This is a genomic window from Streptomyces sp. NPDC001492 (assembly GCF_053597275.1).
Genome location: NZ_JBSFHW010000005.1, coordinates 168,920 through 192,165 on the forward strand (window position 1 = coordinate 168,920; position 23,246 = coordinate 192,165).

Below are 23,246 nucleotides of genomic sequence, written 5' to 3' on the forward strand. Positions count from 1 at the left end.
TCACGGATTGCTCCCTCTGGTGCGGGCGGCGCAGAGAAACCGTCCGCTCAACTTCCGGTATTTCGAACGCCGTTCGTGAATTCGGCCAGAACATAAGTCCTGCGCTCGTCCCCGTCAATGCTTTGATCAAGGAAGCGTCCGACGAGTTGGTCGACGCCCGCCACGGCGGGGGTGGGAGGTCCGGCACGCAACCAGCGGCACACGTGGCCAAACGGTGGCAGCCAGCGCTCCCGCGCGCCGGTGGCCCTCTCCCATGGCGCGGCGGTGGTGTCGACGACGGTCAGATTCGCCGGCTCGACTGATGCGATTGATACGACTGGTTCAGCCGACACGACGGAAATCTGCTCTCGCACGGGACGGCATTTCCGTTCCACCGGCGTGAGGTTCTGGCAACTCCCCTTTATTCCGGATGACTTCGTTCGGAAATCCCCCAGGGCTGGAGTTGGTCTCCACGGACAGCGGCGAGGTGTCGAGACCTCGGCGCCCGGCATGGAGGATGTCATGCCCGAGATGTATTTTCAGGTGCGCTGGCCCGATGGGGTGACGCAGCGCTGCTATTCCCCCTCCACGGTGGTCGAGGACTATTTCGTTCCCGGCGGTCAATATGCGCTCGCGGATTTTGTCGAGCGCAGCCGCACGGCACTCGATATCGCCGGGGAACGCGTGAAGGAGAAGTTCGGTTTCTTCTGTACCGGTGCCTCCGAGCAGCTCGCGCAGATCGAGCGGACCGCCGCCGCGTACGCCGCCGTCAGCGATGCCAAGGTCACGGTCGAATCCCTGACCGGGGCCGACGGGAGCACGCGGTGAGCCCGGTGGCCCCGCTCGTCGGCTCGCACTATCCGGTGGTCGTCGTCGGCGGCGGTCAGGCAGGCCTCTCGATGAGCTACTGCCTCAACCGGCGTGGTGTCGAGCACGTCGTCGTCGAGGCGAACCGGGTCGGGCACGAGTGGCGTGAGCGGCGCTGGGACTCCTTCTGCCTGGTGACCCCCAACTGGCAGTGCAAGCTGCCTGGTTATCCGTACCAGGGCGACGATCCGGACGGGTTCATGGTCCGTGACGAGATCGTCCGGTACCTGGAGGACTATGTGGCGTTCTTCCGGCCACCCCTGGTGGAGGGTGTGACGGTCACCCGGCTGCGGCGCTCGCCGGGCGGAGTGTTCGAACTGTCCACTACCGCCGGCGACTTCACCGCCGAGCAGGTCGTGGTCGCGACCGGCCCCTACCACACGCCGTCCGTCCCGCCGATGGCCCAGCGCCTGCCTGACGGCATCACCCAGGTCCACTCCTCCCGCTATCGCAGCCCCGACCAGCTCCCCGAGGGCGCTGTCCTCGTGGTCGGCACCGGCCAGTCCGGCTGCCAGATCGCCGAGGACCTCCACCTCGCCGGTCGCCAGGTGCATCTGGCTGTCGGCAGCGCCCCTCGTGTGGCCCGCTTCTACCGCGGCCGCGACTGCGTGGCCTGGCTCGACGACATGGGCCACTACGACAAGTCCATCGACGAGTTCGGCGACGCCGGCGCCGTGCGGATGCGGGTCAACCACTACGTCACCGGACGCGACGGCGGCCGCGACATCGACCTGCGCGCCTTCGCCCGCGACGGCATGCGGCTGTACGGGCGGCTCACCGCAGTCACCGGTACCGACCTGGAGTTCGCCGACGACCTGAAGGTGAACCTGGACCACGCCGACGCCGTCGCCGAGGGCATCAAGGACGCCATCGACGTCCACATCACCGCGCACGGCATCGACGCCCCGACCGAGCCCCGGTACGTCCCGGTGTGGGAGCCGAACGAGCAGCCGCGCGCACTGGACCTGGAGGCCGCCGGTATCACCTCGGTGATCTGGTCGACCGGCTTCCGGCGCGACCACCGGTGGATCGAGGCACCCGTCTTCGACGGTCGCGGCTACCCCATGCACTGGCGCGGCGCCACCAGCACGCCCGGCCTGCACTTCCTCGGTCTGCCCTGGCAGTACTCGTGGGGTTCGGGCCGCTTCGAGGCGGTGGGCCGGGACGCCGAGTTCCTCGCGGACCACATCGACGCCTCGCGCCGCCTGGCCGACGTGTGCGGCACGCTCACCGGAGCCCCCAGCGAACTCGCCTCCGCCCTGCCGATCGGCTGAGGAACCACACCACGCGGTTGAGGAACCACACCCTGCGGCTGAGGAATCCCACCATGGTCCACGACGCACACCGCCACATCGGCGTCCTGCCCGCCTATCCCTTCTACGGCGGCCCACCCGTCAACCCGGACACCACCGCCCGCGCCACCGTCAAGCAGCTCATCGCCGACCTGGACGCGGAGGGCACCGAACGGGCCCTGGTCATCCCCAACTACGGCGTCCCGGACCCCGCGATCGCCTTCTCCTTCAACGAGCTGGCGCTGGAGGCCGCGCAGAGCGACGACCGGATCCGCGCCGGGCTGTGGGTGTCCCCACGCCCGGAGGACACCCAACGCACAGACCAGGCCCTCCAGTTGGCGGGCGAGCCCGGGGTCAAGGCCCTCAAGCTGAGCTTCCTGCTGGGCGGCCGCCCCACGGACCCGGCCTGCCGCCCCCAGCTGGACCGCATCTTCGCCGAGGCCGCCCGGCACGGCCTCGTCGTCCATGTGCACACCTCTCCCGGCGCCGCCTCCGACATCGACGAGGTCGGCCATCTCGTCGACTGGTACGCCGACCAAGTGCCCGTCCATCTCGTGCACTTCGGCGGCGGGATGAGCGGCCACATCAAGCTCGTCGGCTCCCGGTTCTTCGACTGGATCAGCGCCGGCAAGCGCGTCTACACCGATCTCTCCTGGGCCATCGGCTTCACTCCCCGCTGGCTGGCCCAGGAGATCGAGCGCCGCGGCATCGGCCACGACCGGGTGCTCTTCGCCAGCGACCAGCCGTGGGGCGACTTCACCGGCGAGTACGCCCGCCTCGCCGAAGCCACCGGCGGCGGCGAACTCGGCGACCTGGTCTTCCGGGACACGTTCGCCGCGCTCTACGACTGACCGACCCCACTGTCTGACCGCCCCACTTCCTTCCCGTCCGCACAAGGAGACAGCCATGTCCGAAACCGTCGTCACCGCCGAACTCTCCGACGTCGAGCAGAAGTCCCTCGACGAGATCCCGCACCCCTCCCTCCCCGAGGGCACCAGCATCTACGGCTCCACCAAGGTCTTCCCCGACTACCAGGCCGAGAACGGCGAGACCTACTTCACCCTCGTCCACGGCATCGCCCACGAGTCGTCGGTGTCCTTCGTCGCCGTCCTCCAGGCCACCCGCGCCCTGCGCAAGGGCTTCGAGACCGCGATCTACTTCTACGGCCCCGGCTCCCTCAACTGCCTCGCCACCCGCGGCTTCCCGACCACCGGCAACTCCGCCTTCCCCGGCGAGCACAACATCAACAACCAGCTCAAGACGTTCATCGCCGAGGGCGGCAAGGTCTACTGCTGCCGCTTCGGCCTCTCCCTACACGGCGCCCGCGAGGAGGACCTCATCGAGGGCGTCATCCCCACCCACCCCCTCGACGTCCAGGACGCGCTGATCCACTACGCGCGCAAGGGCGCCATCATCAACTCCACCTACCAGCTGTAGGGAGCACGACGTGAGCGTTGGCACCGGTGACAGCGGTACGGCGGTGGACGTGCGGATCATGACCCGCGCCGAACTCGCCCTGCGCGGCGTCGCGTCGGACGCGCCCCTGCGGCGTCCGGACGGCGCGGGCCCCAGCGACGACGGACACGTCCTCGTCGACGGTGCCAACGCCGCGCTCCCACGCAACCCCGACAGTCCCTACTCCGTACGCGACGGCAAGGTGTGGCTCGGCGACGAGGACACCGGTCTCACCTACACCGCCGTACACCGCCCGAAGTTCTACGACCTGACCACGGCCGACGGTGTCCGCTACGAGCAGATCGCCCGTCTGCACGGCTCGGACGTCCTGGCCACCACCGTCGTACAGACCTGCATCCGCTACGCCGAGTCCGACCGCTGCCGCTTCTGCACCATCGAGGAGTCCCTGCGCTCCGGCGCCACCGTGGCCGCCAAGACCCCGGCACAGCTCGCCGAGGTCGCCGAGGCCGCCGCACGCCTCGACGGCGTACGGCAGATGGTGATGACCACCGGCACCACCACCGGATCCGACCGCGGCGCCCGCACCCTCGTACGGTCGGTCCGGGCCGTACTGGCAGCCGTGCCCGGCCTGCCGATCCAGGTCCAGTGCGAACCACCCGGCGACCTCGCCTGGATCCGCGCCCTGCACGACGCCGGGGCCACCGCCATCGGCATCCACGTCGAGTCCCTCGACGACGCGGTACGCCGGCGCTGGATGCCCGGCAAGTCGACGGTCCCGCTGGCCGAGTACGAGGCCGCGTGGGACGAGGCGGTGCGCGTCTTCGGACCGAACCGCGTCTCCACCTACCTCCTCGTCGGCCTGGGCGAGGATCCCGACGAACTCGTCGCCGGGGCGGGCAGGCTGATCGACCGGGGGGTGTACCCGTTCGTCGTCCCGTTCCGCCCGATGAGCGGCACCCTCGCCGCCCGAGACGGCGTCGGGGCACCGGACGCGCACCTCCTGACGTACGTCACCGAGGGCGTCGCCGCGAAGCTGCGTGCCGCGGGAATGAGCGGCGCCGACCAGAAGGCCGGCTGTGCGGCCTGCGGCGCGTGCAGCGTGCTCCGGACAGCGGGCGGGTGAGCGCCGTGAACCTCGACGGCTCCGTGACCGTGCCGACCGTGGACGCTCCACAGGACATCCTGGCCCTGCTGGGCGACCGCAACACGCTCGCCCGTCGGCCCGCCTTCCACATCGAGGAGGCGGACGGCACGGCGGACCTGGCCGCCTACCGGGAGCTGCGCCGTGCCGCCTTCGTCCAGGAACAGGGACTCTTCTCCCATCACGACCTGGACGACCACGACACCGACCCCCGCACCGTCGTCCTGGTCGCGAAGGACCCGGAGGGCACCGTGGTCGGCGGGGTGCGCCTGTGCCCGGTCGACGACGGCCCCGACCTCGGCTGGTGGCAGGGCGGGCGCCTGGTCGTCGCCCGCCGGGCCCGCGGTCCGCACGGCATCGGCGCGGCGCTCGTCCGGGCCGCCTGCGCCCGCGCCGAGGCGGAGGGCGTGCTGCGGTTCGACGCGACCGTCCAGGCACGCAACGAGGTGCTGTTCCGGCGGCTCGGCTGGCAGCGGGTGCGGGAGACGACGGTCGCGGGCGCGCCGCACGTCCTGATGCGCTGGCCGATCGGCCGCATCGCCGCCCTCGCGGCGGCCACGAAGTCCCCCCTCGGACCGCTGCTCACCGCGCTGGCACCTCCCCGTGGCTTCGTCGGTGACGACGGCGCGCCCGTCCCCGGCACCGACGTGATCGCGGCGTGCGACGCGATCGTGCCGTCCATGGTCGAACGGGACCCCGAGTGGGCGGGCTGGTGCGCCGTCCTCGTGAACGCCAACGACCTCGCGGCGATGGGCGCAGCCCCGCTCGGGCTGCTGGACGCGGTGGGCGCCCGCGACGCCGCGCACGCCGCCCGCGTACTGGCCGGACTGACCCGGGCGACACAGGCGTACGACATCCCGGTGCTCGGCGGGCACACCCAGCTCGGCGTCCCGGCCGCCCTGTCGGTGACCGCGCTCGGCCGCACCGACCGGCCGGTGCCCGGTGGCGGCGGCCGCCCCGGACACGCCGTACGCCTCACCGCCGACCTCGGCGGAAGCTGGCGCCCGGGCTACCGGGGCCGACAGTGGGACTCGACCAGCCACCGCCGTGGCGACGAACTGCGCACGATGACCGGCGCGGTGGCCGCTGCCCGGCCTGCCGCCGCCAAGGACGTGTCGATGGCGGGCATAGCCGGCACCCTCGGCATGCTGGCCGAGGCGAGCGACTGCCGCGCGGTGCTCGACGTGGCCGCCGTGCCCCGGCCGGAGGCCGCGACCGTGGGCGACTGGTTCACCTGTTTCCCGGGCTTCGCGATGCTCACGGCCGAGGAGCCGGGCGCACCGCCCCTGCCCGCCGGACCCGCCACGGGTGCGGTGTGCGGGGAGCTCACCGACGGAGAAGGCGTCGGGCTGCGCTGGCCCGACGGAGAGATCACCGAAGCGGTCATGTCCACCGTGACCGGGATGGGGGCCGCATGACCACCCTGCGCATGGCCGCCGTCGCCGCCGAGTTCGGCCGCGACCTGGAGGAGGACTTCCAGATCGCCGAACGGCTGATCAAGGAAGCCCGGGAGGAGGGCGTACGCCTTCTGGCGCTGCCCGAGGCGTGCCTCGGCGGGTATCTGCTCAGCCTCGACGATTCCACCGAACTCGACGAGGGCCCGCCCGCGCTCGCCCTCGACGGCCCCGAGATCCGCCGACTGGCTTCCCTGGCAGGGGAGATGACGGTCGTCGCCGGATACTGCGAAGCGGCCGGCGAAGCCCGCTACAACAGCGTCGTCTGCGTCACCGGCGACGGCGTCCTCGGCAACCACCGCAAGGTCCACCAGCCGCTCAGCGAGGACGCCAGCTACTCCTCCGGGGACCGCTTCCACGCCTTCGACACCCCGGTCGGCCGGATCGGCATGATGATCTGCTACGACAAGGCGTTCCCGGAGTCCGCCCGCGCGCTCGCACTCGACGGCGCAGAGATCGGGATCTGTGTCTCCGCCTGGCCGGGATCCCGTACGAACGCGGCCGCCAGCCTCGAAGAGGACCGCTGGAAACGCCGCTTCGACCTGTTCGACCGGGCCCGCGCGCTGGAGAACCAGATCGTGTGGCTGTCGGCCAACCAGGCGGGCACGTTCGGGTCGCTACGCTTCGTCGGCAGCGCCAAGGTCGTCGACCCCGGTGGCGAGATCCTCGCCGACACGGGCGTCGCGGCCGGCGTCGCCGTCGCCGAACTGAACGTCGCACAGGCACTGGAGACCGCCCGGCGGTCGATGGGACACCTGCGCGACCGGCGGCCCGAGACCTACGACATACCCACAGGAGCAGTCAGCGCATGAGCACGATCCGGATCGCGGCCGCGGCCGCCCACTTCGGCCGCGACCTGGAGTTCGACCTCGCCCGGATCGGGAAACTCATCGACGACGCACGGCGCGAGGGGGCCGGTCTGCTGGTCCTGCCCGACGCCGCGCTCGGCGGCTACCTCGCCGACCTGCGCCACCCCGACCCCGACGCCCTGCCGCCGGCCCTGAAGCCGGACGACCCGCTGATCCTCCAGGTCGCCCGTCTGGCCGCCGAGATGGTGGTCTGCCTCGGCTACTGCGAGGACGGCGGCGACGAGCGCTACAACGCCGCGGTCTGCGTCAGCGGCGACGGTGTCCTCGGCCGCCACCGCAAGGTCCACCTGCCGGCCGGCGAGGTCGCCGCCTACGCGCCCGGCGACCGCTTCGACGCCTTCGACACCCCCGTCGGCCGCATCGGCATGCTCATCGACTACGACAAGACGTTCCCCGAGTCGGCCCGTTCTCTGGCGTTGGACGGCGCCGAGATCCTCGCCTGCCTCTCCGCCTGGCCCACATCCATCACCAACCGCGCCCCGCGCATGGCCCAGGACCGCCAGGCGAAGCTCTTCGACCTGTACGACCAGGCACGCGCCGCCGAGAACCAGGTCGTCCTCGCCTCCTCCAACCAGACCGGCACCATGGGCGGCATGCGGTTTCTCGGCCAGTCCAAGGTGGTCGGCCCGGGCGGTGACATCCTCGCCCGCACCTGGTCCAAGGCCGGCCTGGCGGTCGCCGAGGTCGACGTCGCCGAGGAGATCGACCGCGCCCGCCGCATCCTGCGCCACCTCGACGAACGCCGGCCCGACGCCTACCGGGAGGACCGCACGTGAAGATCGCTCTGCTGAGCTACTCCACCAAGCCGCGCGGCGGCGTCGTCCACACCCTCGCCCTGGCCGAGGCGCTCGCCGCGGCCGGGCAGGACGTCACGGTGTGGACGCTGGGCCGTGGCGGCGACGCAGGCTTCTTCCGGCCGGTCGACCCTGCCGTACAGCTGCGAATCGTGCCGTTCCCCGACGGCCCGCCGGAGGAGACCGTCGGCGAGCGGATCCTGCGCTCCATCGCCGTCCTGGGCACGGCCTTCGACCCCTTCGCGGAGGCGTACGACATCGTCCACGCCCAGGACTGCATCAGCGCCAACGCGGTCGGCGGCCGCTGCATCCGCACGGTCCACCACATCGACCACTTCACCACCCCCGAACTGGCCGTCTGCCACGAGCGGGCCATCGTCGAGCCGTACGCGCACATCTGCGTGTCAGCGTCCGTCGCCACGGAACTGGCCGACGGCTGGGGCATCAAGGCGGCGGTCATCCCCAACGGTGTGGCCTACGACCGCTTCGCCACCACCGATCCGGCCGCCCGCGCGAACTGGCGGGCCCGTCTGGGCCGTTACGTCCTCACCGTCGGCGGCATCGAACCCCGCAAGGGTTCGCTGGACCTGCTGGAGGCGTACGCCCTGCTGCGCTCCGCGCACCCGGACGTACGGCTGGTGATCGCGGGCGGTGAGACCCTCTTCGACTACCGCGACTACCGAGCCCGCTGGGAAACGCGCACAGCCGAACTCCGCGTCGAACCAGTCGTGTTGGGCCAGGTCGCCGAGGACGAGCTGCCGCCCCTGGTGGCCGCCGCCTCCGCCTTCGCCTTCCCCTCCGTCAAGGAGGGCTTCGGACTCGCCGCGATGGAGGCACTCGCCGCGGGAGTTCCGCTGGTCGTACGCGATCTGCCCGTACTGCGCGAGGTGTTCGACAGCGCCGCCCGTTTCGCGACCACCCACCAGGCCCTGGCCGCCGAGCTCGGCGCCGCACTCACGGACGACACCCCCGCGCGCCGGGCGAGAGGCCGCCGACTCGCCGCCCGCCACACCTGGGCCAGCGCTGCGGAACGCCACCTGGCCTTCTACGGCTCCGGCCGCCACCGTGGCGCAGAACCGGTGCACGGCGTCGTCGACACAGCGGATTAGCCGGACTCGGCATTGCCACGGCTGCCGCCCATACCCTTGATCAACTCGTACAGGACGAAGGGACAGGGCCTCCGCGACAGCGACCAGACCCGTTTGCTGTCCGGTGAGAAGTGGGTGACGGCCCGCTTCTGCGAAAAGGACATCCTGTCGTCCGCACTGCGGGTCATCCAGGTCGGCGAGCACCGCTGACCGCGTGGGACAGGGTTCAGCCCCACCGCACGCCGCCGGGCGGCACCGGCCCGCCCGTGAACGCGTCCAGGAGGATCCGCCCGCCCAGCGGCCGGCCCAGTGTCACCGTCTTCCGCGCGCCGAGCAGCTGGGCGGTGCAGGGGCCGTCCTTGGTCCCGACGATGGACGCGGACAGCACGACGCTGTCGTGCGTCTCCAGGACGTGCAGCGCGGGACCGTCGTCGCAGGCTCCGTGCGCGGCGAGCACGGTGACGGTCCGACCGTCGTCGGCCACCCCCACCAGCCGCTGGAGTGGCCACAGTTCGTCGCTGGGAGACTGGGCCGCCGGTGCGATCGGGGGCTTGGGCGGCTTCGACGGACCGATGGCCACCCGCTTCAGCGGGGTGTCGTAGCCGTCGAGCGTGAACAGCCAGGCCGGGACGGTCGCCGGGCCGCGGCCGGTGGCCACGGTCGTCTCGCCCAGCCTGGCGCCGGTGACGGTGAGGCGCGGACCGTCGTCGGAGCCGCGGGCCAGGCTGTCGTAGGCCTTGCCTGCGCCCATCAGCGGCAGAGTGAGCGAGCGGCCGTCGTCCCACTTCACCACGCCGTTGGGCTCCGGGGTGTCGGGGAGGGTGGTGCGCAGCACGAAGTTCTGGGTCGTGTACGCGCGTTTGTCGGCGTCGGTGTGGAAGGCGCCGTCGGGCAGCTGGATCGCATCGCCCATGGGGTAGTAGCCCTTCGCCCACACCTCCGCGGCCTGGGAACCGTGCCAGGCGTCGGCGACCGCACGCGCGCGGGCCGTCGAGCCGCCGTGGCTGACGGCCTTCTCGCTGCCGCAACCGACGGCGGCACCGCCTGCCACGGTGAACAGGGCCAGTGCGGACAGCAGTTTGACGGCGCGTGTGGTGTGCCTGCGCATGGGTCCCCCAGGGCTGACGGTGACGAACGCGGTGCCGTTCCTGTGACGCTCCGGCACCGCGTCGCGTTCGGCCCGTCCGCCGGCAGCGGTTCCCGGGGTCACACGGGGCGGGTGCGCCCCTCCCAGTACGGGTCCCGCAGCCGTCGCTTGTAGAGCTTGCCGTTGGGGTCGCGGGGCATTTCGGTGATGAAGTCGACGCTCTTGGGCCGCTTGTAGCCGGCGAGTCGTTCGGCGCAGTGGTCGAGGATCGAGGCGGCGAGGGCTGGGCCCGGCTCATGGCCCGGGGCCGGTTCGACGACCGCCTTGACCTCCTCGCCCCAGTCGTCGTGCGGGATGCCGAAGACAGCGGCGTCGGCGACGGCGGGATGGGCGAGCAGGGCTGACTCGATCTCGGCCGGGTAGATGTTGACCCCACCCGAAATGATCATGTCGATCTTGCGGTCGCGGAGGAAGAGATAGCCGTCCTCGTCGAGGTAGCCGAGGTCGCCGACGGTGAAGTAGTCGCCGATGCGGTTCTTCTTCGTCTTGGCCTCGTCCTTGTGGTAGGCGAAGCCGCCGGTGTGCATCTTCATGTAGACGGTGCCGAGTTCGCCGGGCGGCAGCCGGTTTCCCTCGTCGTCGAAAACGGCGAGCTCGCTGATGGGCCAGGCCTTGCCGACGGTCCCGGGCTTCTTCAGCCAGTCCTCGGCGGTGGCGAAGGCGCCGCCGCCCTCGCTGGCCGCGTAGTACTCCTCCACGCTGTGGCCCCACCAGTCGATCATCGCCCGCTTCACATGGTCCGGGCAGGGGGCGGCGCCATGGATGGCGTGCCGCATGGACGAGACGTCGTACGAGCGACGCACGTCCTCCGGCAGTGCGAGCAGGCGGTGGAACTGGGTCGGGACCATGTGGGTGTGGGTGCACTTCTCCCGGTCGATCAGCCGGAGCATCTCCTCGGGCGTCCACTTGTCCATCAGGACCAGCCGGTGGCCGATGTGCAGGGACGCGCCCGCGAACTGGAGCACGGCGGTGTGGTAGAGCGGCGAGCAGACGAGGTGGACGTTGTCGTCGTACGGCTTGATGCCGAAGATGCCGAGGAAGCCGCCGAGATAGGCCTCCTCGGGGGTCTTGCCGGGCAGCGGGCGGCGGATGCCGCGCGGGCGGCCGGTGGTGCCCGACGTGTAGTTCATGACCCAGCCGAGCTCACGGTCCGAGGGCACCGACTCCGGCTGTCCGTGGAGGAGTTCGGCGTACGGGCGGAAGCCCTCGACCGCGCCGACCGCATACCGGTGGGTGCCCGGCAGGCCCGCCTCGTCGGCGGCGTGCCGCGCGGGGCCGGCGAACCGTTCGTGGGAGATGAGCACCTTGGCACCGGAGTCGGCGACGATCCAGCCGATCTCCGGACCGACGAAGTGGTGGTTGACCGGGACGAGATAGAAACCGGCCTGGCTGGCGGCCAGATAGGCGGTGAAGAACTCGATGCCGTTGGGCAGGACGACCGCGAAGGCGTCGCCGCGTTCCAGTCCGGCGGCGCGCAGACCGTGCACCAGACGGTTGGCGGCGGCATGCAGGCGTCCGGCACTCCACTGCTCGCCGTCGGGTGCGACGAGGACCGTGCGGTCGGGGTCTGCGGCGGCCTGGGCCCAGAATCCGGCGGGGGGCGTACTCGTCACTTGCCGCTCCTTCCGGCGATGCGGTTGATGCGGTCGACGGCCTGCTCGAAGCCGCGGGTGAGGTCGTCGAAGACGGCCTGGACGGTGCGTTCGCTGTTCATGCGGCCGACGATCTGACCCACGGGGGTGCCGAGCAGGGGTTCGACCTCGTACTTCTGGATGCGGGTGAGGGCCTCGGCGACCAGGAGCCCTTGCAGGGGCATGGGGAGGGTGCCGGGCCCGGCCGGGTCGTCCCAGGCGTCGGTCCACTCGGTACGGAGCTGGCGGGCGGGTTTCCCGGTCAGGGCGCGCGAGCGGACCGTGTCGCCGGAGCCTGCGGCGAGCAGTTTCCGCGTCACCGCGGGCGAGGAGAGGTCGGCCTCCGTGCAGGCCAGCCACAGGGAACCCAGCCACACACCCTGGGCACCGAGGGCGAGCGCGGCAGCCACCTGCTGTCCGCTTCCGATGCCCCCGGCTGCCAGCACGGGCAGTGGATCGACGGCGTCGACGACCTCCGGGGTGAGCACCATGGAGGCGATCTCGCCGGTGTGCCCGCCGGCCTCGTAGCCCTGAGCGACGACGATGTCGATGCCGGCTTCCTGGTGCTTGACGGCGTGCCGGGCACTGCCCGCGAGGGCCGCGACGAGCACGTTGTGCTCGTGGGCGCGGGCGACCACGTCGGCGGGTGGGGATCCGAGGGCGTTGGCGAGCAGCCGGATGGGGTAGTCGAAGGCCACGTCGAGCTGGTTGCGAGCGACCTGCTCCATCCACCCGGTGATACGCCAGCCGGAGGCCTCGCCCTCGGCCAGTTCCGGGACGCCGTACTTGGCGAGGGTGTCCTTGACGAACTGCCGGTGCCCCTCGGGGATCATCGCCTCGACGTCGGCCTCGGTCACGCCCTCCACCTTCTTGGCGGGCATGACGACATCGAGGCCGTACGGCCTGCCGTCGATGTGGGCCTCGACCCAGTCGAGGTCGCGCTTGAGCTCGTCGGGGGCGGTGTAGCGGACCGCGCCGAGCACTCCGAACCCGCCGGCCCGGCTGATGGCCGCGGCGACGGCGGGGAACGGCGTGAAGCCGAAAATGGCGTGCTCGACTCCCAGTTTCTTGCTCAGCTCCGTCTGCATGGGCGCAGGATGCCGCAGTCCTCCGGCCGACGGAAGAGCTTTTCTGATACACCGTCAGATTTATTGACCGGCAGGCCTTGTTGACATGCTTCACCACCGACACGAGGGTTTCTCGGGTGATCGACGACGCAGCGGGAAGAGACGCGAGCGACCGCCGGATGCCGACGCGTCGCCAGATCGGACGAGCCGCCCTGGCCCTGGGCGGCGCCCTGACCATCGTCCCCTTCCCCGCGGGACCGGCCGCGGCAGCCACGACCTCCGGGCACCACCCCACCCTGCGCCACGGCAGCGCGGAACGCGCCGGCCTGCTCCCCGCCCCTCTGCGTCAACTCGTCGTGGACGCCGAGGCGTTCCTCGGCCCCTCCCCCAGGCACCCCTGGTACGCGGGCGCCGTGCTGCTCGCCGGGCGGGGCGGCACCGTGGCGCTGCACCGGCCCATCGGGATGGCGGTGCGCTATGCGGCGTACGACGAGAAGACCGACACCGGAGTCGAGTTCCCGCCCGACCGGCAGATCCCCATGGCCGAGGACACCGTCTTCGACCTGGCCTCGGTGTCCAAGCTGTTCACCTCGCTGCTGGCGGTGCAGCAGCTGGAACGGGGCGCACTGGAGCTGGAGGGCAGGGTCGCCTCCTACCTCCCGGAGTTCGGCGCGGCGGGCAAGCAGGACATCACCATCCGGCAGCTCCTCACCCACACCTCGGGATTCCGCGACTGGATCCCTCTGTACAAGGCGCCGACGCACGAGGCGAGACTTCAACTCGTCCTCGACGAAGCCCCGGTCAATCCGCCCGGCACCACGTACCTCTACTCCGACCTGAATCTGATCTCGCTCCAGCTGGTCCTGGAAAGGATCACGGGCAGCACGCTCGACTCCCTCCTGCACGACGGGATCACCGGGCCGCTCGGCCTCGACCGCACCCGCTACAACCCGCCCGCCTCCTGGAAGCCGAAGATCGCCGCCACGGAGGACCAACGCGGGCCCTGGTCCGGCCTGGAGCGGGGGCTCGTGTGGGGCGAGGTGCACGACGAGAACGCCTACAGCCTCGGCGGGGTCGCGGGACACGCCGGGGTGTTCTCGTGCGCCTGGGACCTGGCCGTGCTCGCCCGGACGCTGCTCAACGGCGGCTGCTACGGCCGGACGCGCATCCTGCGGCCGGAGTCGGTGGAGCTGATGTTCACCGACTTCAACACCGCGTTTCCCGGCCACGAGCACGGCCTCGGGTTCGAGCTCCACCAGCACTGGTACATGGGTGCGATGGCCACCCCGCGCACCGCCGGGCACACCGGTTTCACCGGCACCTCCCTGGTGCTCGACCCGACCACCGACTCCTTCCTCGTCGTGCTCGGCAACTCGGTCCATCCGGTGCGCAGTTGGCGCTCGGGCTCCGCTCCCCGGGTCGCCGCCGGAAACAACCTGGCACGCGCCGTACCCGTACGGCCGGCTCGCGGACGTACGGCATGGTTCGCGGGCATGGCGAACGCCACGACCGCCACGCTCACCCTGCCCCCGCTCGACACGACGGACGGCACGGCACGACTGGCCTCCGCCCTGTGGTGGGACACCGAACCCGCGTCGGACGTCCTCGTCCTGGAGGCCACGACGGACGGCGGCGCGACCTGGCAGCCACTCCCCTTCACGACCGGGCGCCACGACGAGGAGCCGCAGGAGCACCCGTCGGGCTCGGCCACCGGCTGGTCGGGCCGCGTCTGGCACCGGATGGCAGCCGATCTCCCGGCGCACCCGCGGCTGACCCTGCGCTGGCGGTACACCACCGACAAGCTCTACGTCGGCCGCGGTGCCTACGTCGACGGAATCCGCGTCGAGACGCCGGACGCCGTCCTGTTCGAAGAGGCGCGTCCGGCGGACTCGGCGCGGATCGTCGGAGTGGGATGGGTTCAGTCGGCCGACTGACGGCGCCCCTCGCACCACACGCATCGCCACAGCGTGCTCACGGGGATTCCCCCGCCACCCCGCTACCGTGAGTGCTGATCAGCGCACGGAACGTGGGAGGCGCCGGATGGCCAGAAAGGTGACGACCGCCCTCGCGGTGGGCGTGGCGGTGATGTGCGTGGCCGGTGGGGCGGCCGCGCCCTCGGACTCCGACCTGGAGGTGGTCCGGCTCGACCCGGCGGCCGCGCCGCCCGGCGGCCGTACCGTGATGCATGCCTTCGTCGCCAACAGAGGGCCGGAGCAGACCGCGTCACCGTTCACCGTGGTGGTGAGGCTGCCGTCGGGCTTCACCGCCGAGGGGCCGTACTTCCCCGAGGGCTGCCGCGCCGAGGCCGGCGGCCGCCTGGTGCGTTGCTCCTTCGGGCCGGGTCTGGCACGGCTGCGCACGGCCACCGCGCTGGTTCCGGTGCGGGTGGACGCGGAGGTGCCCCCCGGCACCAAGGCCGAGGGGCACCTCCAGGTGGTGAGCGTCGACGACCGCGATCCGCGCAACGACCGTACGCGGTTCACGCTGTCCGTCGACTGCTGATCAGCGGTAGACCCTCACATAGTCCGCCTGCATGGTCAGCGGCGTCGAGCCGGAGGGCGCGGGGTGGTACGCGCCGGCGCTCACCGACAGGTTGAGGATCAGATACGCGGAGAAGTCGCTGCCCACGCCGTGGCCGTCGGAGTAGACCTTCTTGCCGTTGACGTACCAGTCCACGGAGCTCGCGCCGTAGTGGGTGCCGATGGTGACCCACTGGCCGGGCGCGACCGCCGCGGAGTCGGTGTAGTAGTTGGAGCCGGAGGTGACGTGGTTGGTCAGCTCCAGCAGGTTCGGGTTGTCCGGGTGGTACTCGAAGGAGTCGATCTCGCCGTTGCCGTCCTTCCAGGTCCACAGGGCCGGCCAGGCGCCGGAGCCGGAGGGCATCTTGACCCGGGTCTCGGCGTAGTCACCGGTCTTCACCTGGAAGCCGCCGCTGGAGCCCTCGGTGGTGAGCAGGCCCGTGTTCCAGGCCTGCTTGCCGTTCTCCAGGGTGTGCGAGGAGGGCTGGGCAGTGAAGGTCGCGACGCCGCCGGAGGTGGTGACCTTGCTCTGGTCCAGCCAGTCCAGCTTGTTGTCGTCCGGGTTGTGGTCGCCGTAGGCGTAGGACGAGCTGCTGTCGCCGACCCACTTCGAGCCCCAGGCGATGCCGCCCGAGAAGTCGTCGGACCAGACCACGGACTGGCCGGAGACCGGCGAGCCGCCACTGCCGGACGATGTCGCGGTCGAGGCCTTGTTGACGGTCAGCTTGTGCGAGGGCAGGTTGTGCCAGGCCCCGCCGGACTCCTGCCAGAAGCCGAAGATCGTGTAGGTGCCGGCAGACAGCGTGCGCGAGCCACTGGTGAACTTCACACCGCTCGGGCATATTCGGACATTTGAGGCGTTCCCCGGGAAGTCCAGGTTCTTTCCGGCCGCGTCCCGGACGCCGACACCGAGGGTCTTGGCCGTGAAGCAGCTGGAGGAGTGCACGGTCAGCTTGGCCGACGCGGCGACACCCGCGGTCATGGTGGTCGGCGTCACGCTGTCCTGAGTGACGGAGGGGGCCGCGAAGGCCTGGGGGGCCAACGGCAGGAGCAACAGCGCGGCTGCTGCTCCGGCGGTGCCCAGGCGGGCAGGAGACAGGGAGTGGCGCATGGTGGGGGCTTCCTCGACGGCGCCTGCGAGATGAGCTGTCCTGGGCGGACCGCTGACGTGTTTCGCAGGACTCGGCGTTCCGGCGGCGAAGGCCGCCCGGGACGGACCCCCGGAGACTAGGCAGATCCGTTGTCCACGGACAACGAGATCTCACTCACACGCTCGTGATCAACAGCCCCTCGGGGCCGACACTCCCGCTGCCCGTCGCGACGCGCTAGCCGTGCAGTTCCCGATAGGCGGCGACGGCCCCGGGGTGCAGGGGAACCACGCCGGTGGAGATCAGGCTGCGGACGTCGAGGAACTGGGTGCCGAGCGCCGTGGCGGGAACGAGGCGCGTGGCCCGCTGGACCAGTACGTGGGTGAGGGCGGCGGCGATGGGCTCGGGCAGGTCGGGGCGGCACAGGAGCAGGTTGGCCACGCCGATGGTGGCCACCTCGGGCGTTCCCCGGTACGCCCCCGCCGGCACCGTCACCGCTTCCAGCCCCGAGCCGGCCCGGCCCGGACCGGTGCGCAGCCGGGGCAGCAGGTCGGCCAGCGGCAGGAGGCGGACGCCGGGGCGCGCGTCGAGGCGTGAGAGCACGGGCAGTGGGACGCCGCCTGCGACCAGCAGGGCGTCGACGACGCCGTCCCGCATCGCGCGCGCCGCCTGCGGCATCAGCAGGTGGCGGACGTGTACGTCGGTGCCCGGGACGAGGCCCGCCGCGCGCAGCAGCCGGTCGCCGAGCACCGCACCGCCGGATGCGGGCGCGCCCAGTGAGACGGTGCGCCCCGCCAGCTCGGCGACGCTGCGGACGCTCGCGTCGGCGCGCACGGCCAGCTGGATGTAGTTCTCGTAGACCCGGCCGATCGCGCGCAGCGGGACACGGCGGCCGAACGGTGCGGAGCCGCCGTAGGCGGCCCACGCGATGTCGGCCAGGGCCAGCGCCACCTCGGTCCGCCGTGCCTCAAGCAGCCGTACGTTGGCGACACTTCCCTCGCTCTGGATCACCTGGCAGGACAGCCGGGGACAGACCGCCGTGACCTGCTCGCCCAGCAGTCGGCCGAAGGCCGCGTAGAACCCGTCCGCCTCACCGGTCGCGATGCGCACCACGCCTTCCGCGCCACGGTCGGCGTGCCGTGCGTCGGCTGCCGCGGCGCCTGCCAGCAGTCCGGTGCATGCCGTGCCGAGCGCGGCCCGCAGAGCGGTGCGGCGGGCGGTGCGGCCGTGTGCCTGCGTGCCGGGTATGCCGTTCGCTTGCTCTGCCCTCATGTCGTGGCCCCGTTCTGCTCCTTGGGGAGCACGACTCGGACCAGCAGGCCGTGCGGTTCGGCCGCCGCGAACTCGACGCGTCCGCCGCGACCGTGGACCAGTTGCCCGGCGATCGCCAGGCCGAGGCCGCTGCCGCGTACCTCACGGTGGCGCTCCGAGCGCCAGAAGCGGGTGCCCGCCCGGACGAATTCCCCGTCGGCCAGGCCCGGCCCGTCGTCGCGTACCTCGAACACCGCGTCCGCGCCCTGGGTGAAGCAGCGCGTCTCGACTCGGGCGCCGTCGCCGGCGTACTTGATCGCGTTGTCGAGGAGGATGTCGGCCACCTGGGCCAGTTCGCCCTCCGTGCAGGTCATGAGGACGGGCGGGCCGGAAGTGAACTCCAGGCGGACCCCTCCCTGTTGGGCCACCGGTTGCCACAGCCGGGCCTGGGCCGCAGCGACCGCTGTCGCGTCGCAGCAGGTGCCCCGCCCGTCCGTGACGGACAGTTCGCCGGCGCGGTGTTCGGCGTTCGCGAGCGTCAGCAGGTCGTCGAGGAGATGCTCCATGCGTTCGAGTTCGGCCGTGACTCCGCTGTAGGTGCGGGTGGCGGAGGCGGGCAGGCGGGACTGGAGCGAGTCGATGCGCAGGCGCAGTGCGGCGAGCGGATTGCGCAGCTGGTGCGAGGTGTCGGCCACCAGGCGGCGCTGCTGTTCCAGTGCGGTGGTCACCGCGTCGGCCATGCGGTTGAAGCCGGTGGCCAGTTGGCGCAGTTCCGGTGGTCCGCCGGTGCGTGCGTGCTCGGCGGGCAGCCCGGCCGCCAGCGCGCCGACCGCACGGTCGAGGCGGTGCAGGGGGCGTACGACCCACCGCGTGGCGGCGCGGGCGAGCAGCATGCAGGCCACGGCGAACAGACCCGCGCCCGCGAGGACCAGCGCCCAGCGCAGGGCGATGTCGGCGGCGGCGGCCCGGACCGAGGCGCGCAGGACGACGGCCCCGGACACCCGCGTGCCGGTGCCGACCGGGCGAGCGAGCATCTGCGCGCCATGGGACCAGGGGCGCAGCGTGCCCCCGGGCGAGACGCGCTGGTTGCGCAGCACCGCGTCGACCAGGCGGGCGACGGCGGGGTCGGCCGCACGCATGCCGCCCGTCTGCACCACCGGGGCGCGGCGGGCGTCGACGACCACCACCGCCTCGCCGTACAGCTCCGTGTAGCGGGCCACCTCGGCGGTCAGCGCGCCGGTGTCGCCGCCCTCGGCGGCCTGTTCGGCCAGCGAGGCGAAGCGGTCGAGATCGGCGGTGCGCGCCGCGACGAGCTGCTGGGTGCGCTGGGACGCCGTCACGCCCAGCAGCGGCAGGGCGAAGCCGGCCACCGCGAGCACGGCGAAGGCCAGCACGACGGTCAGTACCCGGGTACGCATGGCGGGGCCCGGCCGGCTCAACCGCCGAACCGGTAGCCGAAGCCCCGGATGGTGGTCAGCACCTCGGGGCGGCCGAGTTTGGCCCGCAGCTGGGTGAGGTGGACGTCGAGCGAGCGGGACACGGCGAGGTAGGCGTCACCCCACACCTCGTCCATCAGCTGCTGACGGCTGACCGCGGTACCGGGCCGGGCCGCCAGCGCGGCGAGGACCGCGAACTCCTTGGTGGTCAGCCGCACCTCGGCGCCGCCGACCGTCACCCGGCGTGCGTCGAGGTCGACCTCGACGTCGGCGGCGCGGACCGTGCGGGGCGCCGGGACGGCCGGCGTCGTGGCGCGGCGGGTGACGGCCTCGATACGGGCCAGCAGTTCGGCCAGCCGTACCGGCTTGACCAGGTAGTCGTCGGCGCCCAGCCGCAGACCGCGCACCACCGACCGCTCGTCGCCCCGCGCGGTGAGGACCACGACCGGAAGCCCGCTCACGGTGCGCAGCTTGCGCAGCACCTCCAGGCCGTCGAGATCGGGCAGACCGAGGTCGAGCAGCAGCAGGTCGGCCTGGCGGTGTCGGACCAGGACCTCCTCGCCGCGCCGCACCCGGGTGGGCAGGTGACCGTGCTCGTACAGGACCTCGGTCAGTGCACCGGCCACACCGTCGTCGTCCTCGGCCAGTAGCACGCGCACGGTCACCTCCTTTCGTCCCGTCGGCCCTACGACCGGGAGACTTCCTCGTCCAGCGGCGATCCGTCCGACGTCTCGCGCATCCGAATGTAGACGAGCAGCGAGATCAGCACGCAGGCGGTGACGTAGTAGAAGTACCAGCTCTCGTGCCCGGCGTTCTTGAACCACAGGGCGACGTACTCGGCGCTCCCGCCGAACACGGCCACGGTCAGCGCGTAGGGCAGGCCGACACCGAGCGCCCGGATCGAGGTCGGGAACAGCTCGGCCTTCACCACCGCGCTGATCGAGGTGTACAGCGAGCTGACGGCCAGTGGCACGACCATGAGCACGAACGCGTACACGGGATCGCTGGTGTGGGAAAGGAGGGTGAGGGAGGGCACCACCACGGCGGCGCCCAGCACCCCGAAGGCGATCAGCATCGGGCGGCGCCCCAGCCGGTCGGACAGCAGACCGACGGCCGGCTGGAGCACGACGAACACGAGCAGCGCGAAGAAGTTGATCCAGGCCGCCGTCGGCTTGGCGATCCCGCTGGTGTTGACCATGAACTTCTGCAGATACGTGGTGTACGTGTAGAAGAACAGCGTGCCGCCCATGGTCAGCCCGGCGACGGTCAGGCACTGCCGCGGGTAGGACAGCAGCAGCCGCACGCTGCCCCGCGCCGGGCCACCGTCCTCCTTCTCCTCGCCCCCGGCGGCGGCACGCTCGAAGCTCTCCGACTCGTCCATCCCGCGCCGCAGCCAGAGCACCACGACCGCTCCCGCGGCGCCGACGACGAACGCGATCCGCCAGCCCCAGGCCTCCAGTTGGGCGGTGCTGAGCACCTGCTGCAGGATGATCTGCAGGCCGAGGGCCGTCAGCTGGCCGGCGATGAGGGTGACGTACTGGAAGCTGGAGTAGTAGCCGCGGCGGCCGGGCGAGGCCACCTCCGACATGTAGGTGGCCGAGGTCGAGTACTCACCGCCGACCGAGAGGCCCTGCAGCAGCCGCGCGGTCACCAGCAACACCGGCGCGAGGGCCCCGATCGAGCCGTACGACGGGGTCAGTGCGACGATCAGCGAACCGGCGGCCATGAGGGTCACCGACAAGGTCAGGGCCGCACGCCGGCCATGGCGGTCGGCGTAGCGGCCGAGCACCCAGCCGCCGATGGGCCGCATCAGGAAGCCGACGGCGAACACCGCGGCGGTGTTCAGCAGTTGGGCGGTCTGGTCGCCGGAAGGGAAGAAGACGGCGGCGAAGTAGACGCTGAACGCGGTGTAGGCGTACCAGTCGTACCACTCGATCAGGTTGCCGATCGATCCGCGCAGGATGTTGCTGACGACCCTGCGTTCGTCACGACGCGGCTTCCGCGCGCGCCCGGTCATGCTCTGTGTGGCCATCGGAACTCCCTTGTCTGCGGCCCGGGAGCTCACAGAGTCGACGCCGGCGCAGGGCCACTCAACATCGGGAACGAAGTCCTAACAGTCCCTTAGGACTGAGGTGGACCCTGGTGCCGGTCATACGGCAGGGGGAGATGGTCTCCCGGTAGTCGTGGGCCAGGGCCGCTCGGCAGACAGGCAGGGACATCCGGCCCCGGCCTGCGCCACCGCCCCGCGAGTTGACTGAGTACCGCGAGCGCCCCACCGGACCAGGTGTCATCGGCGCCGCTCCCGCACGCCGCGCCGCCGGATCACGGCGGTCTCCGGCCCGCAGGATCCTGAACACTGCCGGCCGCCCGGGAGATCCGGGCGGCAGAACGGAGGCGCGTCATGACCGACGCCCCGCACTCGTCCCACGCCTACCTCGCCGGTGGCGGCATCGCCTCCCTGGCGGCCGCCGCCTTCCTCGTCCGCGACGGCGGCTTCCCCGGCGAGCACATCCACATCCTGGAGGAACTCCCCGTCGCCGGCGGCTCCATGGACGGCAGCGGCGGGAGCGCCGGATATGTCACCCGTGGCGGCCGGATGCTGGAGGAGGAGGCGTACACGTGCCTGTGGAACCTCCTGGAGACGATCCCCACCCTCACCGACGCGTCGGTGTCGGTGCGCCAGGAGATCACCGAGTTCAACGCCAAGTGGCCCACCGACGCCAAGGCCCGCCTGATCGGCGACGGCACCACGATCCTGGACGCCGCCGACTACGGCCTCGACGCCCGCGACCGACTGGAGCTGACCCGCCTGCTGGTGCTGCCCGAGGCGGTCATCGGCGCCCGCCGGATCGAGGACTTCTTCTCGCCGCACTTCTTCGCGACCCATTTCTGGGCGATGTGGCGCACGACCTTCGCCTTCCAGAACTGGCACAGCGCCATCGAGCTCAAGCGCTATCTGCTGCGCTTCCTGCAGGAGTTTCCGCGCATGCACACCCTGGCAGGTGTACGTCGCACCCGCCTCAACCAGTACGACTCGATCATCCGGCCGCTGCGGGCCTGGCTGGAGTCCCACGGCGTGCGCTTCGAGTACGGCGTGCGGGTCACCGACGCCGACTTCGCCACCGACGAGCGGGGCGCCCGGCGCGTACGCCGCCTGCACGTCGAACGAGACGGCCGGCCGGACACGTACGAACTCACCGACGACGACCTCGCGTTCATCACGCTGGGCTCGATGACCGCCGATGCCGCCTACGGCAACGACGACGCCGCGCCGGAGCTGATCCGCGACAAGCGCGACGGCGGATGGCGGCTGTGGGAGACCCTCGCCGCCAAGGCCGACGACTTCGGCCGGCCCACCGCCTTCAACGGCAGTGTCGACGAGGCGAAGTGGGAGTCCTTCACCCTGACCATGCACAGCCCGCTCCTGCTGCACCGGATCGAGGAGCTGTCCGGCAACCTGCCCGGCACCGGTGCCCTCATGACGCTCAAGGACTCCGGCTGGCTGATGTCGATCGTGGTGCCGCACGCCCCGCACTTCGAGGGGCAGCCGGAGGACGTGTACACGCTGTGGGGCTACGGCCTGTTCGTCGACCGTGACGGCGACTTCGTCGGCAAGCCGATGGCGCGGGCGACCGGGCGGGAGATCCTCACCGAGCTCCTCGGCCACCTCGGTCTGTCGGACATCGAGGAGCAGATCGCGGCCACCACGACGGTGATACCGGTGATGATGCCGTACATCACCAGTCAGTTCGCCCCGCGCACCGGCCACGACCGGCCGCTGGTCATTCCGCGCGGTGCGGCGAACTTCGCATTCCTGGGCCAGTTCACTGAGATCCCGGAGGACGTCGTCTTCACCGTCGAGTACTCCGTGCGCGGCGCGATGCATGCCGTGTACGGCCTCCTCGGCCTCGACGACCGCGAGATCCCCGGCATCCATCACGCCCTGGCCGACCCGAGGACCGCCTTCGACGTGCTCAAGGCCACGCTGGCCTGAGGCCCGCTCCATCCCGGGTGCGCGGCTTCCGAACACTGGATGCGGCGGAGAGCGGCCGCGACCCTCGCGGTCGGCTCCCGGCCATGCGTCCACCAGGAGTGGGGCGGTTCGTCCTCGGTCGCAGGACCCTCGGCCCCTGCTCCGGCGGGCGTCCGGCAGTGAGGCTGGAGGAGTGTCCAGGCCGGCGCTCGGATGCGCCCGAGGGCCGGCGCC

22 protein-coding genes are annotated in these 23,246 nt (G+C 71.5%); 13 read left to right on the plus strand and 9 right to left on the minus strand.

Annotated elements, in window-relative coordinates:
- Positions 1 to 47: 47 nt before the first annotated feature.
- Positions 48 to 353, minus strand: coding sequence for a hypothetical protein (locus ACWC1K_RS08510; protein WP_450829544.1), 306 nt, complete (start codon positions 351 to 353; stop codon positions 48 to 50).
- Positions 354 to 501: 148 nt separating this feature from the next.
- Here ACWC1K_RS08510 and ACWC1K_RS08515 point away from each other — a divergent pair, with 148 nt between their 5' ends.
- Genes ACWC1K_RS08515 through ACWC1K_RS08560 form a run of 10 tightly spaced genes read left to right on the plus strand, consistent with a single transcriptional unit; the run spans position 502 to position 9,110 of the window.
- Complete coding sequence (locus ACWC1K_RS08515) at positions 502 to 807, plus strand: MSMEG_0570 family nitrogen starvation response protein (protein WP_450829546.1); 306 nt, start codon at positions 502 to 504, stop codon at positions 805 to 807.
- Positions 804 to 2,120 (plus strand): MSMEG_0569 family flavin-dependent oxidoreductase, encoded by a 1,317-nt coding sequence (locus ACWC1K_RS08520; protein ID WP_450829547.1) that lies wholly within the window; start codon positions 804 to 806, stop codon positions 2,118 to 2,120. Before ACWC1K_RS08515 ends, ACWC1K_RS08520 begins: the two co-directional genes overlap by 4 nt.
- 53 nt (positions 2,121 to 2,173) lie before the next feature.
- A complete protein-coding gene (locus tag ACWC1K_RS08525) occupies positions 2,174 to 2,989 on the plus strand; it encodes an amidohydrolase family protein (protein WP_450829549.1) in 816 nt (271 codons plus the stop codon).
- A 55-nt stretch (positions 2,990 to 3,044) separates the two neighbouring features.
- Entirely contained in the window at positions 3,045 to 3,575 is a 531-nt protein-coding gene (locus ACWC1K_RS08530; RefSeq protein WP_381333770.1) for an MSMEG_0572/Sll0783 family nitrogen starvation response protein, read from the plus strand.
- 10 nt (positions 3,576 to 3,585) lie between these two features.
- Entirely contained in the window at positions 3,586 to 4,677 is a 1,092-nt protein-coding gene (locus ACWC1K_RS08535) for an MSMEG_0568 family radical SAM protein (RefSeq protein WP_450829551.1), read from the plus strand.
- On the plus strand, positions 4,674 to 6,113 hold the full coding sequence (locus ACWC1K_RS08540; RefSeq protein ID WP_450829552.1) for an MSMEG_0567/sll0787 family protein: 1,440 nt from the start codon (positions 4,674 to 4,676) through the stop codon (positions 6,111 to 6,113). Before ACWC1K_RS08535 ends, ACWC1K_RS08540 begins: the two co-directional genes overlap by 4 nt.
- Complete coding sequence (locus ACWC1K_RS08545; RefSeq protein ID WP_450829554.1) at positions 6,110 to 6,961, plus strand: carbon-nitrogen hydrolase family protein; 852 nt, start codon at positions 6,110 to 6,112, stop codon at positions 6,959 to 6,961. Before ACWC1K_RS08540 ends, ACWC1K_RS08545 begins: the two co-directional genes overlap by 4 nt.
- Positions 6,958 to 7,794, plus strand: coding sequence for a carbon-nitrogen hydrolase family protein (locus ACWC1K_RS08550; protein WP_450829555.1), 837 nt, complete (start codon positions 6,958 to 6,960; stop codon positions 7,792 to 7,794). Before ACWC1K_RS08545 ends, ACWC1K_RS08550 begins: the two co-directional genes overlap by 4 nt.
- Positions 7,791 to 8,921, plus strand: a complete 1,131-nt coding sequence (locus tag ACWC1K_RS08555; protein ID WP_450829556.1) for an MSMEG_0565 family glycosyltransferase — start codon at positions 7,791 to 7,793, stop codon at positions 8,919 to 8,921. Before ACWC1K_RS08550 ends, ACWC1K_RS08555 begins: the two co-directional genes overlap by 4 nt.
- A 36-nt stretch (positions 8,922 to 8,957) precedes the next feature.
- Positions 8,958 to 9,110 (plus strand): hypothetical protein, encoded by a 153-nt coding sequence (locus ACWC1K_RS08560; protein WP_450829862.1) that lies wholly within the window; start codon positions 8,958 to 8,960, stop codon positions 9,108 to 9,110.
- A 16-nt stretch (positions 9,111 to 9,126) separates the two neighbouring features.
- Here ACWC1K_RS08560 and ACWC1K_RS08565 read toward each other — a convergent pair whose 3' ends face one another.
- From ACWC1K_RS08565 to ACWC1K_RS08575, 3 genes are all read right to left on the minus strand, one after another.
- Positions 9,127 to 10,008: a hypothetical protein gene (locus ACWC1K_RS08565; protein WP_450829557.1), complete on the minus strand. Its 882-nt coding sequence runs from the start codon at positions 10,006 to 10,008 to the stop codon at positions 9,127 to 9,129.
- 98 nt (positions 10,009 to 10,106) lie between these two features.
- Positions 10,107 to 11,660 carry an acyl-CoA synthetase gene (locus ACWC1K_RS08570; RefSeq protein ID WP_450829559.1) on the minus strand — a complete coding sequence of 518 codons (1,554 nt, stop codon included), beginning with the start codon at positions 11,658 to 11,660 and terminating at the stop codon, positions 10,107 to 10,109.
- Complete coding sequence (locus ACWC1K_RS08575; RefSeq protein WP_450829561.1) at positions 11,657 to 12,766, minus strand: NAD(P)H-dependent flavin oxidoreductase; 1,110 nt, start codon at positions 12,764 to 12,766, stop codon at positions 11,657 to 11,659. Before ACWC1K_RS08575 ends, ACWC1K_RS08570 begins: the two co-directional genes overlap by 4 nt.
- Before the next feature lie 158 nt (positions 12,767 to 12,924).
- On the opposite strand from ACWC1K_RS08575, the gene ACWC1K_RS08580 reads away from it, so the two are divergent.
- Both ACWC1K_RS08580 and ACWC1K_RS08585 read left to right on the plus strand, forming a co-directional pair.
- Positions 12,925 to 14,679, plus strand: a complete 1,755-nt coding sequence (locus tag ACWC1K_RS08580) for a serine hydrolase (RefSeq protein WP_450829838.1) — start codon at positions 12,925 to 12,927, stop codon at positions 14,677 to 14,679.
- A 106-nt stretch (positions 14,680 to 14,785) separates the two neighbouring features.
- Positions 14,786 to 15,247 (plus strand): hypothetical protein, encoded by a 462-nt coding sequence (locus tag ACWC1K_RS08585; protein ID WP_450829562.1) that lies wholly within the window; start codon positions 14,786 to 14,788, stop codon positions 15,245 to 15,247.
- Here the strand turns inward: ACWC1K_RS08585 and ACWC1K_RS08590 are convergent, their stop codons facing one another.
- The 5 genes from ACWC1K_RS08590 to ACWC1K_RS08610 form a co-directional block, all read right to left on the minus strand.
- The gene (locus tag ACWC1K_RS08590) at positions 15,248 to 16,375 is read right to left on the minus strand and encodes a glycoside hydrolase family 16 protein (protein WP_450829564.1); all 1,128 of its coding nucleotides are present in this window, start codon (positions 16,373 to 16,375) and stop codon (positions 15,248 to 15,250) included.
- Between the two features lie 214 nt (positions 16,376 to 16,589).
- A complete protein-coding gene (locus ACWC1K_RS08595) occupies positions 16,590 to 17,624 on the minus strand; it encodes a TAXI family TRAP transporter solute-binding subunit (protein ID WP_450829566.1) in 1,035 nt (344 codons plus the stop codon).
- Positions 17,621 to 19,021, minus strand: coding sequence for an ATP-binding protein (locus ACWC1K_RS08600; protein ID WP_450829567.1), 1,401 nt, complete (start codon positions 19,019 to 19,021; stop codon positions 17,621 to 17,623). The genes ACWC1K_RS08595 and ACWC1K_RS08600 overlap by 4 nt, the downstream gene beginning before the upstream one ends.
- A gap of 17 nt (positions 19,022 to 19,038) precedes the next feature.
- Complete coding sequence (locus tag ACWC1K_RS08605) at positions 19,039 to 19,698, minus strand: response regulator transcription factor (RefSeq protein ID WP_450829569.1); 660 nt, start codon at positions 19,696 to 19,698, stop codon at positions 19,039 to 19,041.
- Between the two features lie 26 nt (positions 19,699 to 19,724).
- Positions 19,725 to 21,071, minus strand: a complete 1,347-nt coding sequence (locus ACWC1K_RS08610; RefSeq protein WP_450829570.1) for an MFS transporter — start codon at positions 21,069 to 21,071, stop codon at positions 19,725 to 19,727.
- A 369-nt stretch (positions 21,072 to 21,440) separates the two neighbouring features.
- Between ACWC1K_RS08610 and ACWC1K_RS08615 the strand changes: the two genes are divergently transcribed.
- Complete coding sequence (locus ACWC1K_RS08615; protein ID WP_450829572.1) at positions 21,441 to 23,033, plus strand: oleate hydratase; 1,593 nt, start codon at positions 21,441 to 21,443, stop codon at positions 23,031 to 23,033.
- The last annotated feature ends 213 nt before the right edge of the window (positions 23,034 to 23,246 follow it).

Bases quoted from the DNA above. Each gene is read 5' to 3' on its own strand.
- ACWC1K_RS08580 (WP_450829838.1), top strand. From the start codon at position 12,925: ATGCCGACGCGTCGCCAGATCGGACGAGCCGCCCTGGCCCTGGGCGGC.
- ACWC1K_RS08525 (WP_450829549.1), top strand. From the start codon at position 2,174: ATGGTCCACGACGCACACCGCCACATCGGCGTCCTGCCCGCCTATCCC.
- ACWC1K_RS08600 (WP_450829567.1), bottom strand. From the start codon at position 19,021: ATGCGTACCCGGGTACTGACCGTCGTGCTGGCCTTCGCCGTGCTCGCG.
- ACWC1K_RS08590 (WP_450829564.1), bottom strand. From the start codon at position 16,375: ATGCGCCACTCCCTGTCTCCTGCCCGCCTGGGCACCGCCGGAGCAGCA.
- ACWC1K_RS08615 (WP_450829572.1), top strand. From the start codon at position 21,441: ATGACCGACGCCCCGCACTCGTCCCACGCCTACCTCGCCGGTGGCGGC.
- ACWC1K_RS08530 (WP_381333770.1), top strand. From the start codon at position 3,045: ATGTCCGAAACCGTCGTCACCGCCGAACTCTCCGACGTCGAGCAGAAG.
- ACWC1K_RS08515 (WP_450829546.1), top strand. From the start codon at position 502: ATGCCCGAGATGTATTTTCAGGTGCGCTGGCCCGATGGGGTGACGCAG.
- ACWC1K_RS08610 (WP_450829570.1), bottom strand. From the start codon at position 21,071: ATGGCCACACAGAGCATGACCGGGCGCGCGCGGAAGCCGCGTCGTGAC.
- ACWC1K_RS08550 (WP_450829555.1), top strand. From the start codon at position 6,958: ATGAGCACGATCCGGATCGCGGCCGCGGCCGCCCACTTCGGCCGCGAC.
- ACWC1K_RS08595 (WP_450829566.1), bottom strand. From the start codon at position 17,624: ATGAGGGCAGAGCAAGCGAACGGCATACCCGGCACGCAGGCACACGGC.
- ACWC1K_RS08565 (WP_450829557.1), bottom strand. From the start codon at position 10,008: ATGCGCAGGCACACCACACGCGCCGTCAAACTGCTGTCCGCACTGGCC.
- ACWC1K_RS08585 (WP_450829562.1), top strand. From the start codon at position 14,786: ATGGCCAGAAAGGTGACGACCGCCCTCGCGGTGGGCGTGGCGGTGATG.
- ACWC1K_RS08545 (WP_450829554.1), top strand. From the start codon at position 6,110: ATGACCACCCTGCGCATGGCCGCCGTCGCCGCCGAGTTCGGCCGCGAC.
- ACWC1K_RS08575 (WP_450829561.1), bottom strand. From the start codon at position 12,766: ATGCAGACGGAGCTGAGCAAGAAACTGGGAGTCGAGCACGCCATTTTC.